The 14,435-nt window shown below is 42.0% G+C and carries 11 protein-coding genes; 5 read left to right on the top strand and 6 right to left on the bottom strand.

What is annotated here, in order from left to right; translation table 11 throughout:
- From B2W49_RS07820 to dxs, 3 genes are all read right to left on the bottom strand, one after another.
- A partial coding sequence (locus B2W49_RS07820) for a DEAD/DEAH box helicase (RefSeq protein WP_291338679.1) occupies positions 1 to 1,641 on the bottom strand: 1,641 nt, incomplete at its 3' end.
- Positions 1,642 to 2,127: 486 nt separating this feature from the next.
- On the bottom strand, positions 2,128 to 2,958 hold the full coding sequence (locus tag B2W49_RS07825; RefSeq protein WP_168419187.1) for an inositol monophosphatase family protein: 831 nt from the start codon (positions 2,956 to 2,958) through the stop codon (positions 2,128 to 2,130).
- A gap of 103 nt (positions 2,959 to 3,061) precedes the next feature.
- Positions 3,062 to 4,972, bottom strand: a complete 1,911-nt coding sequence (gene dxs / locus B2W49_RS07830) for a 1-deoxy-D-xylulose-5-phosphate synthase (protein WP_291338680.1) — start codon at positions 4,970 to 4,972, stop codon at positions 3,062 to 3,064.
- Between the two features lie 308 nt (positions 4,973 to 5,280).
- Between dxs and ribA the strand changes: the two genes are divergently transcribed.
- Positions 5,281 to 5,883 carry a GTP cyclohydrolase II gene (gene ribA, locus B2W49_RS07835; RefSeq protein WP_291338681.1) on the top strand — a complete coding sequence of 201 codons (603 nt, stop codon included), beginning with the start codon at positions 5,281 to 5,283 and terminating at the stop codon, positions 5,881 to 5,883.
- A gap of 44 nt (positions 5,884 to 5,927) precedes the next feature.
- On the opposite strand, the gene hemN is transcribed toward ribA, so the two are convergent.
- A complete protein-coding gene (gene hemN / locus B2W49_RS07840; protein ID WP_291338682.1) occupies positions 5,928 to 7,301 on the bottom strand; it encodes an oxygen-independent coproporphyrinogen III oxidase in 1,374 nt (457 codons plus the stop codon).
- A gap of 232 nt (positions 7,302 to 7,533) precedes the next feature.
- On the opposite strand from hemN, the gene hemF reads away from it, so the two are divergent.
- From hemF to B2W49_RS07860, 4 genes are all read left to right on the top strand, one after another.
- Positions 7,534 to 8,478: an oxygen-dependent coproporphyrinogen oxidase gene (gene hemF / locus B2W49_RS07845; protein WP_291338683.1), complete on the top strand. Its 945-nt coding sequence runs from the start codon at positions 7,534 to 7,536 to the stop codon at positions 8,476 to 8,478.
- Between the two features lie 300 nt (positions 8,479 to 8,778).
- Complete coding sequence (locus tag B2W49_RS07850; protein WP_291338684.1) at positions 8,779 to 8,985, top strand: hypothetical protein; 207 nt, start codon at positions 8,779 to 8,781, stop codon at positions 8,983 to 8,985.
- Positions 8,986 to 9,081: 96 nt separating this feature from the next.
- On the top strand, positions 9,082 to 9,870 hold the full coding sequence (gene aroE / locus B2W49_RS07855) for a shikimate dehydrogenase (RefSeq protein WP_291338685.1): 789 nt from the start codon (positions 9,082 to 9,084) through the stop codon (positions 9,868 to 9,870).
- Positions 9,871 to 10,286: 416 nt separating this feature from the next.
- A complete protein-coding gene (locus tag B2W49_RS07860) occupies positions 10,287 to 12,110 on the top strand; it encodes an acyl-CoA dehydrogenase C-terminal domain-containing protein (protein WP_291338686.1) in 1,824 nt (607 codons plus the stop codon).
- A 103-nt stretch (positions 12,111 to 12,213) separates the two neighbouring features.
- Here B2W49_RS07860 and B2W49_RS07865 read toward each other — a convergent pair whose 3' ends face one another.
- Together B2W49_RS07865 and B2W49_RS07870 are read right to left on the bottom strand one after the other, a co-directional pair.
- Entirely contained in the window at positions 12,214 to 13,302 is a 1,089-nt protein-coding gene (locus B2W49_RS07865; protein WP_291338687.1) for an HpaII family restriction endonuclease, read from the bottom strand.
- Positions 13,286 to 14,395, bottom strand: a complete 1,110-nt coding sequence (locus B2W49_RS07870) for a DNA cytosine methyltransferase (RefSeq protein WP_004974609.1) — start codon at positions 14,393 to 14,395, stop codon at positions 13,286 to 13,288. Before B2W49_RS07870 ends, B2W49_RS07865 begins: the two co-directional genes overlap by 17 nt.
- Positions 14,396 to 14,435: the final 40 nt, after the last annotated feature.

The following is a 14,435-nucleotide window of genomic DNA, read 5'->3' on the forward strand; positions in this document are numbered from 1 at the left end:
GCGACGTGGTTTATAGTCTACGCGGTTGCCACGGTTGTCATCAGTCGCATCAAAGCGTGGTTTATCGTTGAAACCACCTTCGCGACGTGGACGGTCTGAATTAAATTCACGACGCGGACGATCTTCAAATGAACGTTGTGGACGGTCACCGAAACCACCTTCACGGCGTGGACGGTCTGAATTAAATTCACGGCGTGGACGGTCTTCAAATGAACGTTGTGGACGGTCACCAAAACCACCTTCACGGCGTGGACGATCTGAGTTGAACTCACGACGTGGGCGATCTTCACCAAATGCAGGGCGTTCACCACGTGGTTTGTCATCGAAGCTACGACGTGGACGATCATCACCACCTTCACGACGTTTAAAGTTGCTTTCGCCTTCAAAACGACGACCGCCACCAAAACCGCCACGACCACCGCGACCGCCATCACGACGACCACGACCACCGTCACGGCCAGAACGTGCTGGTGGTGGAGATGGCTCTAAGCCTTCAATTTCAGAAACGCTTAAACGTGCATCCAAGAAATCTTCCAACGCACGGATTTTGCCACGCTCACGGTAAGTTGCCAAAGTAATCGCATTACCGGTACGACCCGCACGACCTGTACGACCAATACGGTGTACATAGTCTTCATTTTTCATTGGTAAACCAAAGTTGATCACGTGAGAAATCGTTGGTACGTCTAAACCACGTGCTGCTACGTCAGTTGCAACCAAAATTTTTGCACGACCTTCACGAATGCTACGTAAACGACGGTTACGTACGGTCTGTGGCATTGCACCGTGTAGCGCAACCACCGAGTGACCTGCTTCAGCCAATTCTTCAGCCAGCATGTCGGTATCTTCTTGAGTCGATGCGAATACAACCGCTTGATCTACACCTTCATCAGATAACCAGTGTGACAATAATTTTTTCTTGTGCTCAAAGCCATCTGTCCAGTGTAAAGTCTGGGTGATGTCCATGTTGGTTGAATGACCTGTTTCAATTGCAATACGCACAGGTTCATTCATCATACGTTCTGCAAGTGTGATAATACGGCTTGCAAAAGTAGCAGAGAACATTAGTGTTTGTTTACGGTTAGCAGCCAAGTCACTAATGGCTTCTAGGTCTTCAGAGAAACCTAAGTCAAGCATACGGTCAGCTTCGTCTACAATTAGAGCATCAACTTTATCGAGCTTAATTTGACGACGGTTCACCAAGTCAAGTAAACGACCTGGAGTCGCTACAACTACTTGTGCACCTTTTAATTGTTGGATTTGCTTACCAAAAGGCATACCACCCATGATTGCTGCAATACGTACACCTTTCATGTGACGTACAAATGCAATCGCATCTTGGCTGACTTGTTGCGCCAACTCACGTGTTGGGCAAAGTACCAAAATAGATGGCTGAGTAATGGCTTTCATACGGTCTTTAAAAGGAACGAAAGTATCTTGATTAGCAAGCGCGTTTAAAGTTGGGAGTAAGAATGCAGCAGTTTTACCAGAACCTGTTTGGCTAGACACCAATAAGTCTTTACCTTCAAGTGCCGCTGGAATCGATTGTTCTTGAACAGGAGTCGGCGTAGTAAAGTTCAAGCCTTCTAAAGCTTGTTGTAAAGATTCGTGTAAAGAAAAATCAGCAAAAGTTTTGCTCATAGAGATTTTCACCCTAAAAATGGGTGCTCCATTAAAATAAAGTCAGATGGACATCGGCAAAAAGCGGTACAGCAATTATCGCTGACAATTTAAGATTCAGCGGCGATCCGAGTAACGACGATGTGATATAACGCACGCATGATTACGGCTTAACCTGAAGGAATCGCTTTAGCGATTGGGGCGCGAGATATCGTCCTCTCTTTGGACCGCACGCGCATACACAATGATTAGAAGAGAAATGTTCAGGTAATGAACAGAAATTAAGTGCGTGCCCAGATTATAGCAGGATTATTTTAAAAGTCACCTTATTTAATCGACTTTTGCAGTTTTTTGTGTAAACCGTGATAGATTCTGCCTTTTATAGTCAGTATAAAGACGATAACAACAGATTGAAAACCAGCACCAAGAACCGCTAGGTAAAAGAAAAGCCCTCAGGATTGAGAGCTTTGCTAAATGTCTTGTTGATGTATAAATGCAATCAGCTGATTATTTTGCTGCTTCACCCCAAGCAGGAACAACGGCTTTCATAAGTGGTTTTAACATTTTCATTGAACATGCCAAAACTTGACCATTTTCCATAGAGTCGCTGCCACCACGTGCATCGACCACCGTACCACCTGCTTCTTTCACAATCAGCTCACCAGCAGCAATATCCCACGGTTTTAAGCCAAGTTCAAAATAACCATCTAAACGGCCTGCAGCCACATAAGCCAAGTCTAAAGCAGCAGAACCTGCACGGCGGTATTGTGCGCCAGCTTCGGTTACATTCAATAAACTTTCAAAATGGTTTTTGGCATAAGAGATGATTTCACCATCACGCTTGGCACGATAAGCATGCCCAACGGCTAAGAAGGTGTTTTCTAGGCTGTCTTTTACATTTACACGAATACGACGCTGATTCATCATCGCACCACGGCCACGGCTCGCAGAGAACAATTCATCTTTTACAGGGTCGTAAATTACACCGTGCTGCGTTACACCTTTGTGTTGTACCGCAATAGAAATACAGAAATGAGGGAAACCGTGAACAAAGTTTAAAGTGCCATCTAAAGGATCAATTACCCAGCACCAGTCGGCATCATGGCCTTTGCCTTCCTGCATGCCAAACTCTTCACCCAGGAAGCTGTGATTTTTATAACTTTTACGCAAAGTATCAATGGTCAATTGCTCAAGGTAACGGTCTACACGCGTTACAGGACCATCAATCCCTTTTTCTTCGACTTGTAGATCGAGTTTATGACGATTCTGATGTGCTTTTAAAAGCTCTTGACCAACTGTTTGAGCCGCACGCGCAGCCATCACCACCATAGGTTCCATTGAACACCCACTACAAATTTGAAGAGATTGATAAAGAATAATGCATGAAAGCTCCAACATTTTAACAAATATTGAGGCTTTTGGGGAAGAAGTGTTGCTAAATTTAATTCAGTACAGACTGCTGCACGTGCTGCCAAGTTTTTTGCATCGATTTTTCAATGCCTTGGGCATCTAGACCTGCTTGCTGCAACATTTGAGCATGCGTCGCTTGTTGCATAAAGCTATCTTCTAAACCTAAATGAATGATCGGTTTGACAATCTGTGCTTTGGCCAAGTATTCACTTACTGCGCTGCCTGCACCACCCATAATCGCATGTTCTTCTACGGTCACGAATAAAGCGGTACTTTCAGCAATATCAGACAGCAGTTTTTCATCCAACGGCTTCACAAAACGCATGTTCACCACACGAACTGCCACCTCATGCTGTTGAGCAAAGGCTTCGGCTGCGTCAACAGCCGCTTGCACACGGCTACCAAAAGCCAGCACTGAAATGTAGTCATCATATTGTGGATTGAACTGTGCCACAATTTCCGCTTGCCCTAATGGTATTGCGGTCATTTTCTGCTGAATTTCGACCCCCAAACCATGTCCACGTGGGTAACGCACTGCTGCAGGACCGTTGTACAAATAGGCTGTATGCAGCATCTGACGACATTCATTTTCGTCTTTTGGCGCCATAATGACGATGTTCGGTACGGTACGCATATAGGCATAATCGTATGCCCCCGCATGGGTTGGACCGTCTTCACCGACCAAACCTGCACGGTCAATACCAAAAGTGACATCTAAATTTTGTAAGGCCACATCATGAATGAGTTGATCATAACCACGCTGTAAGAAGGTCGAATAAATTGCGACCACAGGCTTTAAGCCTTCACAGGCCATGCCTGCGGCCAAAGTCACTGCATGCTGTTCGGCAATGGCAACATCAAAAAAACGTTCAGGAAATTGTTTGGCAAACTGCACCATACCCGAACCTTCACACATGGCTGGCGTAATGGCCAATAAACGTGAATCCTGTTCGGCCTGATCGCATAACCACTGTCCAAACACATCGGAATATTTTGGTGCTGCAACAGGCGCAGTTTTGGCATGGATTTTAGTAATCGCGTGATATTTAATTTGATCGGCTTCTGCAGGAGCAAAGCCTTTGCCTTTTTTGGTATAAACGTGAATTAAACGTGGGCCTTTACGTTTTTTCAGGGCATTAAATACTTGCGCCAATTGTTCAACGTCATGCCCATCAAAAGGGCCGAAATAATCAAAACCAATCGCTTTAAATAAGTTGTCTGCAGCTTCGGTAGCAGCGCAATGTAAACGTGAGTTGTACGTCCACTTCGGATGTGGCTGCACGTAGGCTTCACCTGTTTCACTCACATGAACGGATTCACCACGTTCCCAAATCGCTGCAAGGTGTTTGGCAAAGCCGCCTGTGCTGCATGAAATAGACATATCATTGTCATTCAGCACCACCATCATGTCGGCTTGATGCGCAACGGCATCATTCATGGCTTCAAAAGCCATCCCTGCTGTCATAGCGCCATCGCCAATAATGGCAACAACTTCACATGGGTTTTGCTGATAACGTCGTGCCAAAGCCATCCCCAAGCCTGCTGAAATAGCCGTTGAGGAATGACCAACACCAAAGGTATCGAATATAGATTCTTCGCGTGCAGGAAATGCAGCCAAGCCATCTTTGGCACGAATGGTGGTAAGCTGCTCGCGGCGCCCTGTCAGGGCTTTATGCGGATAAGCCTGATGGCCGACATCCCAAATTAAGCGGTCGTGTGGGGTATTAAAGCAATAATGCAGCGCAACGGTCAGTTCGATCACGCCTAAGTTTGCGCCAAAGTGTCCTCCACTTTGACCTGCGGCATACAAAATGAATTGACGTAACTCATCCGCCACTTGTGGAAGCTGGCTTTGCGCGAGTAAACGTAATTGCTGCGGATGGTCAATCGCATCGAGCAATGGTGTTACAGGGCGTTGAGTTGGAATTTCTGTATACAGCATATGTGGCAAAGCCTTCTAAAGCCTGGCAAATCCTAAGCGAGGTCAATGGGAATTACTCGATCATATAACCGAATGGTATTACCTTCAATCAGCCACATTTCTAGCGGTGTAGTTTTGAGCAATGATTTCAGTTGGGCACACGTTGGGTGGGTAGATTATCCTGAATAATCTAACTATTTATCAACCATTATCGTGTGCTTTATACAAAAAAGAAAATCTTCTGTATAAATTCATGTTCGCTATTCTACTAATGTGTGAGCATTACGCTATACTTTAAACAATTTATCGACTATTTTACGAGTTAAACAGTGCCGATTAAGTTTGTCGCAACCTCACGATTACCGACCGCATTTGGTGAATTCAACATTACGGTATTCCAAGATCCTGAAACTGGCGAAGAACACGTGGCATTATCCAAAGGTTTGGACACTGCGCCAACCGAGCCTGTTCTGGTGCGAATTCACTCAGAATGTTTAACTGGCGATGCTTTCGCGTCTTTAAAATGCGACTGTGGCCCACAGCTTCAAGCCACTCAGCGCCTGATTAATGACGCAGGACAAGGGGTGATTTTATATTTACGCCAAGAAGGTCGCGGAATTGGTTTGACCAATAAAATTCGTGCTTATGCCCTGCAAGATCAAGGACATGACACGGTGGATGCCAATTTGATGCTGAATTTACCTGCCGATGCACGTCGCTATGATATGTGCAGCATTATGCTGGATCATTTGCAGGTTAAAGCGGTGCGATTAATTACCAATAACCCTTTGAAAATACAAGCATTTCAGGAGCAAGGAATTACAGTAGTAGAGCGTGTACCGTTAACTGTGGGTCTAAATCCGTTTAATGAAGAGTATTTGCAAACCAAACATGAACGCATGGCGCACATGTATGATAAAGGTGACTTCTGAGTCACCTTTTGTGTGGCAGATTGCACAATGCTGACTCAATCCGCTTAAATCGTCATTGAAAAAATACGGTTATTCGGCATGCGGCGTTTTAAACGCAAATCAAAGGCCATGCAAATATTGCGCACAAAAGGTTTACCTTTTTCCAAAATTTGAATGTGTTGATCTTGAATGCGCAGCAATTCATCTTCCTGCATTTCTTGTAACTGTTGCAGCACTTGCTCAATTTCAGGAAATGCCAATTCTGGACTGGCCCACGACGTTTCGAAGCCGCACATTAAATTTAAAATATGCTGACGTATCACTAAATCTTCCCGATTCAGCACATGCCCTTTAAACACAGGAATTTCATTGCAGGCTAAACGTGCATAATAATCTTCAATGCTTTTTTCATTTTGCGCAAAGCTATACCAACTATCGCTAATAGATGAAACGCCCAAGCCAATCATGAGCTGTGTTTTAGACGCGGTATACCCCATAAAATTACGATGCAGGGTACCATTTTTAAACGACTGGTACATGCCATCACTGGCTAAAGCAAAGTGGTCCATGCCAATTTCATGGTAACCATGTGCCAGGAGCCGATTTTTACCCTCTTCATAGCACTGCCGTTTTAATTCATCTTTCGGTACATCTTCGTCTTTAAAACCTCGTTGGCCATTGCCTTTAATCCAAGGTACATGCGCATAACTGTAAAACGCCAAACGGTCTGGCATTAAACGCTGGGTCTGCTCAATGGTATTCAGTACATCTTCCAGATTTTGAAAGGGCAAACCAAAAACCAGATCATGTGAAATAGAAACATAACCAATTTCACGCGCCCACTCGGTCACACGTTGCACATGCTCAAAAGGCTGAATCCGATGAATGGCGCGCTGCACTTTTTGATTATAATCCTGCACGCCATAACTGACCCGACGAAAACCCAAGTCATATAAAGCCTGTAAATGTTCACGGGTGGTGTTATTGGGATGACCTTCAAAACTAAATTCGTGCTGTTCTGCCACTTTGGCTTTTGCCAGAATGCCTTGAATGAGCTGCGTCAAATGTTCGACAGAAAAGAAAGTTGGTGTGCCGCCACCCAAATGAATTTCTTTAATAATTGGTGTGGTTTCCAGCAACTGACAATATAAGTCCCACTCTTTTAATAATGCCTGAATGTATGGCTGTTCAACTTCATGGCGTTTGGTAACACGTTTATGACAACCACAAAATGTGCATAGGCTTTCGCAAAATGGCAGATGAATATACAAACTGATGCCTTCACTGGCATTGGATTCATCAAAAGAACGCTTCAGGGTTTGCTGCCATGCCTCGGCTGAAAAGGTGGCATCATCCCAATAAGGTACGGTTGGATAACTGGTATAACGTGGTCCAGGCACATTGTATTTTTGAATTAAAGAATTTGCCTGCTGTGTCATCCACTCTGCCCCATTCAGTTAATCGCTGCTGACTAAAAATTTAGATTGTAAAAACTATTGTGCTGAGCTTGTGCAGGGAAATCAACCAAGTGTTTTGCTCGGAATACACGCTGAAATACACATTACCTTGTTCAACTGCCTGAGCTATTTGCAGCAAACTGGATAAACCCCTTAATTTTTAGACAGTTTTATGTTTTGATGTAAGCCATTTTATTTTTATGCTGAGGTGGCCATGTCGCATCCTACTCACGCGGATATTCAACGTGTACGTGAATTTCTTCTCGATTTGCAGGCGCGAATTTGTGCGGCTTTAGAACAACAAGAACAGGCAGGTGGCGGAAGCGCACAGTTTGAAATTGATGACTGGCAACGTCCTGAAGGTGGCGGTGGTCGTTCCCGTGTCTTACAAAACGGTACAGTCATTGAAAAAGGCGGGGTGATGTTTTCGCATATCAATATTTCCAAACTGCCTGCTTCTGCAACTGAGCGTCATCCCAATATTGCAGGCGTACCTGCGCAAGCGATGGGTGTATCATTGGTAATTCACCCGAAAAACCCGCATGTACCCACCTCGCACGCCAATGTGCGTTTATTTGTCGCTGAACCTGAAGGACAACCGCCAATTTGGTGGTTTGGTGGTGGTTTTGACCTGACACCATTTTATCCAAATGATGAAGATGTGTTGGCATGGCACCAAACAGCACATGACTTATGTGCGCCTTTTGGCGATCAAGTCTATGCAGAACATAAACAATGGTGTGATGACTATTTTTATTTAAAGCACCGTGATGAACAGCGTGGCGTGGGTGGTTTATTTTTTGATGATCTGAATCAATGGGACTTTGACACCTGTTTCAACTATATTCAGGCGGTGGGTAACGGTTATTTGGCTGCAATTCTGCCTATTTTTGAGCGTAATCGTGACAAAGCCTATACCGAAGCACAACGTGAGTTCCAGCTTTACCGTCGTGGACGTTATGTGGAATACAATCTGGTCTATGACCGTGGCACTTTATTTGGCTTGCAGACAGGTGGACGGATTGAGTCCATTTTAGTCAGCTTACCGAACTTGGCGGGATGGTCGTATCGACCTGAATGGGCAGAAGATTCTGCAGAGAAAAAACTCACTGACTATTATCTAAAACCACGCGATTGGTTAAATCTTTCGAGGGGTTAAACTTGCATACAGCGCAGTGTAGAAAAGATCACATTCCATGTTCAAAAAAGCGACTCTTCCACGAATCGCTTTTTTACTTACAAACTTTAATGCTTATTTTCAAATCAATAAATATGCACAGCATGAATTAACTGTCATGATAGTACGAATGGATTTTAATAGATGATGTGACCGCGCACCCTATTCGACCATGCACAAATAGGATTTAACTATCCATACATCAAACCATGAGTCAAAGGCGAATTCATCAAACTGTCAAAGCCTTATGTCACACTGCGCCACATCTGTCAGGAGATCCGCATGTTTAGCCCGCTGTTCAAACACAAAATCTTTTTATTTTGGGCAACCTTTGCCATGTTACTTGCCTCAATTTGCATGACCTTTATTTTTGAAAGTCATCTTTCAGATGGCTTAGCCATTAGTAGCAGCATTTTAGCGGGCATTGCCATGTTCGTGATTGCCACTATTTTGGTATTAGAAACCGTTTTAGAGATTTGTAATCCTTAAGTCCAAAGACTCCCACCGTTTTATACCGCCATAGGCTTTAGTCCGCGCTGAATTTGACGTATATTGATGCACATTTCAGCACATGGATTTTGGCAAATGCGCAAACAATTTGCCGTGATTGGCAACCCAATTGAACAATCACGTTCTCCTGAACTGCATCATGCCTTTGCAGAAAAAACAGGCATTGACCTGCAATACAGCAAACGCCTTGCCCCTCTTGATGGTTTTAGAGAAAGTGTTGCAGACTTTTTTAATCAGGGCGGTGTAGGCATGAATGTGACCGTGCCTTTTAAAGAGCAAGCATTTGCCCAATGTGGCGTATTAACCGAACGTGCCAAAATTGCCAAAGCAGTCAATACCTTGTGGATGCAAGATGGTGTTTTGCATGGCGACAATACCGATGGTCAGGGTTTGGTTGATGCTATTCGTGCTTTGGGCTGGAATTTAGATCATAGCGATATTTTGATTATTGGCGCTGGCGGAGCAACCCGCGGGGTAATTTACCCGTTGGTACAAGCAGGCGCAAAAAAAATAGTGATTGCCAACCGCACCCTTGCCCGTGCTGAACAACTAGTTGCCGACCTGCAAGCTGCTGTACCACAAGCAGAATTACAAGCCATGGCACTTTCCGATTTAACAGGTCAATTCGATTTAGCCATTAATGCGACCTCTGCCAGCTTAACGGGAGATGCGCTTACCTTGCCTGAGTGTTTACACTTTAATTTTGCTTATGAAATGGCTTATGGCAAACCTTCGAGCTTTTTAGAACAAGCCAAAGCGCGTGGCGTACCGACCTCAGAAGGTTTTGGCATGCTGGTCGGACAGGCGATTGAATCTTTTTATATCTGGAATGGCGTGAAACCTGAACTAAAAGATTTCATCTAAAATTTTATGCAGCATCCATGACTTTGGGTCAAAGGGGCATTATTTCTGCTCCTTTGCTTAAAATATTTGAAATTTCCTGTGGCAATTAAAGTGATCTGTTCGCATAAAACTGGATTAATTGACGCCCGTATATCGCATTAAAACCATACAAATTGCAGCCTATAAAACACAATACACCAAAGCATCAACATACATATTTATATTAAAAATCAATATTATATAAAAACTCACAGATTTACACCTTGTTATTCTTTACAAATCACGATAAAACTAAACTAATCCTTGGCTAAAAAAATTTATTCGCATTTCTGACATTTTTATTCGCTATTCTTATCAATGTTTTTTGATCATGAGTGTGAATAATCAACATATCGATACAGATAATCCAAAACTATTTCTAAATCAGGATTAAGACTATGCCAGCATATAAAGCCCCATTACACGATATTCGTTTCTTAATGAACGAGGTGCTTGATTACCCAACCCACTACAAAAATCTTTCTAACGGTGAACTTGCTGACGCAGATACAGTCGATATGATTTTGGAAGGTGCAGCAGATTTCTGCGAAAATGTACTTTCTCCACTCAATCAATCAGGCGATGAAGAAGGCTGTCATTTCGAAAATGGCAATGTAACCACACCTAAAGGCTTTAAAGAAGCTTATGATCAATTTGTGCAAGGTGGTTGGCAAGGTCTGTCTTATCCTGAACAATACGGCGGTCAAAACCTGCCAATGTCGCTGAACCTCATCAAATCTGAAATGATGGGCACAGCAAACTGGTCATTCCAAATGTATCCAGGTTTAAGCATAGGTTGTATCAACACCATTATGCAATTTGGTACAGACACGCAAAAAGATACCTATTTACCACACTTGGTTGCAGGTACTTGGTCAGGCACCATGTGTTTAACTGAACCACAATGTGGCACCGACTTAGGTCAGGTAAAAACCAAAGCAGAACCACAAGCCGATGGCACTTATGCGATTTCAGGCACCAAAATTTTTATTTCTGCAGGCGAGCATGACCTGACTGAAAACATCATTCATATTGTGTTAGCACGCCTCCCAGAAGCACCTGCAGGTACGAAAGGTATTTCATTGTTTATCGTACCGAAATTCCTGCCAACCGCAGAAGGTACAGTGGGTGAGCGTAACCCTGTCACTTGTGGCTCAATTGAACACAAAATGGGGATTCGCGCGTCTGCAACTGCAGTCCTAAACTTTGACAATGCCGTGGGTTATTTGATTGGTGAACCAAACAAAGGCTTACATGCCATGTTTACCTTTATGAATACTGCACGTATTGGTACGGCAATTCAGGGGATTTGCCATGCAGAATTGGCCTTCCAAGGCGCATTGCCTTATGCCAAAGAACGTATGTCGATGCGTGCCCTTTCAGGTAAAAAAGACCCTGAAAAAGTAGCCGATGCCATTATTCACCATGCCGATGTACGTCGTATGCTATTAACGCAAAAAGCCGTGGCAGAAGGTGGTCGTGCAATGATTTATCATGCCGCACAATTGGCAGACAAAATGAATGACGCTTTAATGCGTGGTGATACTGCTGCTTTTGAAGCGCATGATGACCATTTAGGTTTCTATACCCCGATCTTAAAAGGCTTCTTGACTGAGCTGGGTTATGAAGCTGCCAACCACGGCATGCAAGTGTACGGCGGTCATGGCTATATTAAAGAATGGGGCATGGAGCAAATTGTACGCGATTCACGTATTTCTACCCTGTATGAAGGTACAACTGGCGTTCAAGCGCTTGACTTGATTGGTCGTAAAGTGTTGTTAAGCTCAAAGGGTAAAGTGATTCGTGACTACACCGCTGAAATTTTGAAATTCTGTGGTCAGCATGCACGTAACAAATACATGCGTCGTTTCGCATGGGACTTAACCAAGCTATGTGCTCAATGGAACGCGCTAACCGTGCGTATTATGTTGGCAGCACGTAAAGATCGTGACATCGTATCCAGTGCTTCTGTAGATTTCTTGATGTTCTCTGGTTATGTCATGATGGCTTATTTCTGGGCACAACAAGCGGCTGTGGCTTCAACTAAATTGGCAGAAGGCAATGGTCAGGAAACACCAGAGTTCTATAAAGCTAAAATCAAAGTTGCAGATTTCTACTTTGAGCGCTTATTACCACGCACCCAAGGTCATGCAGAAGCAATGGTCAATCCATCTAAAACCATGACTGCATTAGCACCAGAACATTTTAGTTTTGATTACTAAAATATTCTAACTAGATGTAAACCAAAAGAGCGCGTAATGCGCTCTTTTGGTATTTATCACTTTAAACAATATCAAGAACATAAATAAAAAAGAGTTTATTCAATTATTTAAAGCGAATTTGTAGATTTAAAGATAGATACAGTTTATTGTCCTTTAGAAATAACTGACCAAAATCATGCTTGGATTTGCTTGCCATCTCAAACTTTGTATTATTGTATAAATACTCTTCAAATTCATGGCGATGATACAGATGATAGCAAATGATCTCGCCATCTTCTTTAATTACTAAATATCCACCTGTAGAATCAATTTCGTTACCTGTCCAAACTGTACCAGGCATCATTCCAATTGCTATTTCACACAATAATTTTTTAATTTTAAACTGATAAAAAGGATGCTGATGTTCAAAAGAATATTTCATTGGATTTTCATAAGAAATTTCATTAAAAATATCTTTAACTGAATTAAGAGTTGATGTGTAATATTTAAATATAGCTTCTGCCATAATTTTTGGTAGTAAACTATCCAACAAAATTAAATTATTCTCAAATACAGCATTATTTAAATGGGAAAATTTAATATCGGCTCCCAACATTTTTAAATGTGCTATACGAGATTTAATAATTGGTTGTGGCAATGCAAGCTGATTAAAATCTTCAATCTCTTTTTCGGTTAGGCAAATATTTTTTACCTCAAAAATAAAATTTGTTGTCTTTCCTGCATTTAACAATGTGGATGGTTTACCTAATTTTGACTTTATACTAAATCCCAATTCAGGCATTGTTCCAATTTTTGCATCATAAATTACGATTCTAATATCACTTTTCGCACTAGATTTTGCTTTAATCTTATTTGATTGGTATCTGGATATAAAGTTTTCCACATCTGGAATAGTAAATGATGCCGTTTGCTTTTTCTGTAATTCTGCCAGCAAAAACTGAGTAATATCTCTGAGTTCCTGTAATGGTATTTGAAAAACATCTTCACCCCGCAAAATCTCTACTATACCCTCTGATTTATGCGGTAAATAAGTGAATAAATGATGATGTTCTTGACGTAAAATTCTAATTACAGGATAAATTAAATTATTTATTTTATTTAAGTTTTCATCACCCGCACTTAACTCCCCATCACATAGTAATTTAAAAAGGGCATAGAGTTCACTCCATTCCCCCTTATTTGCTGTAATCATACTCACCAATCTTCAATGCTTTTAATATTTCTTTTGCAGTTGCCTGTATCGCTGGAATAGCAACAGAATTTCCAAATTGTTTATAGGCTGAGGCATCTGAAACCACGATTTTGAAATGATCTGGAAACCCCTGCAACCGTGCCCATTCTCTTGGCGTCATTTTCCGAATACCTTTCCGATTTACCTCTCCTTTAATTCTAGTAGTTGGAGTAAAGTCTGTAATTCTATGATCTATAACTAAATTACGCTCTCTCCCCATTCCACCTACAACTATGGCATTGGCAATTGCGTGATCTGGAATAATCGCGTAACCAAAACCATTTCCTTTATTTTCATGTCGAGCTTTATGCTTTTCCAAGGTATCTAAATACTGTGTAGATAAGTAATATTTAGTAGGTACAACCTGAGTTTCCTTTATATCGGCAAAACAGGTTTTTTTATTTAATGGTTGTGGATAAGAGAAATTTTGAATTCCAGTATCTTTATGGAAGCCTACAATAAAAATTCGCTCTCTATTTTGGGGAACACCAAAATCTTTAGCATTTATAATTTGAGGCTCAGCAACGTAGTAACCTAAATCATCTCTTAATGTTTTTAAAATAGTTTTAAGTGTATTTCCCTTATCATGACTAATTAAGCCTTTAACATTTTCTAAAAAGAAAGCTTTAGGTTGTTTCCGTTTTATAATATCCGCAACGTCAAAAAATAGCGTACCGCGTGTATCTTCAAATCCAGATCTTTTACCTGCAATTGAAAAAGCCTGACAAGGGAAGCCTCCACATAAAATATCGAAATGATCAGGTATCGCATTTTTAGTAGACTCTAAAGTGATATCACCATAAGGCGTTTCACCAAAATTGACGGAATATGTTTTTTGGGCATATAGGTCTATTTCTGATGAAAATACGCACTCGCCACCAAGATTTTGTAACGCTAGCCGAAATCCACCAATTCCTGCGAATAGGTCAATAAATTTAAATTTACTTGGGTATTCTGGATAAAAAGGGATTGATTCAAAGAGGGAAAGGTTTTCCTCTTTGTTTACCACTAATTCACCATGAGCCTTTAAAACTTTTGGACTAGTAGAGTTCATCTCAAACCTTCAAGGCGATACAATAACAAAGCCATTACAA

It is taken from the genome of Acinetobacter sp. UBA801 (genome assembly GCA_002296655.1).
Lineage (GTDB): Bacteria > Pseudomonadota > Gammaproteobacteria > Pseudomonadales > Moraxellaceae > Acinetobacter.

Excerpts from the sequence above, each read along its gene's own strand:
- hemF (WP_291338683.1), top strand. The coding sequence starts at position 7,534 with ATGTCGCATCCTACTCACGCGGATATTCAACGTGTACGTGAATTTCTT.
- B2W49_RS07850 (WP_291338684.1), top strand. The coding sequence starts at position 8,779 with ATGTTTAGCCCGCTGTTCAAACACAAAATCTTTTTATTTTGGGCAACC.
- aroE (WP_291338685.1), top strand. The coding sequence starts at position 9,082 with ATGCGCAAACAATTTGCCGTGATTGGCAACCCAATTGAACAATCACGT.
- B2W49_RS07870 (WP_004974609.1), bottom strand. The coding sequence starts at position 14,395 with ATGAACTCTACTAGTCCAAAAGTTTTAAAGGCTCATGGTGAATTAGTG.
- B2W49_RS07825 (WP_168419187.1), bottom strand. The coding sequence starts at position 2,958 with ATGGAACCTATGGTGGTGATGGCTGCGCGTGCGGCTCAAACAGTTGGT.
- dxs (WP_291338680.1), bottom strand. The coding sequence starts at position 4,972 with ATGCTGTATACAGAAATTCCAACTCAACGCCCTGTAACACCATTGCTC.
- B2W49_RS07865 (WP_291338687.1), bottom strand. The coding sequence starts at position 13,302 with ATGATTACAGCAAATAAGGGGGAATGGAGTGAACTCTATGCCCTTTTT.
- hemN (WP_291338682.1), bottom strand. The coding sequence starts at position 7,301 with ATGACACAGCAGGCAAATTCTTTAATTCAAAAATACAATGTGCCTGGA.
- B2W49_RS07860 (WP_291338686.1), top strand. The coding sequence starts at position 10,287 with ATGCCAGCATATAAAGCCCCATTACACGATATTCGTTTCTTAATGAAC.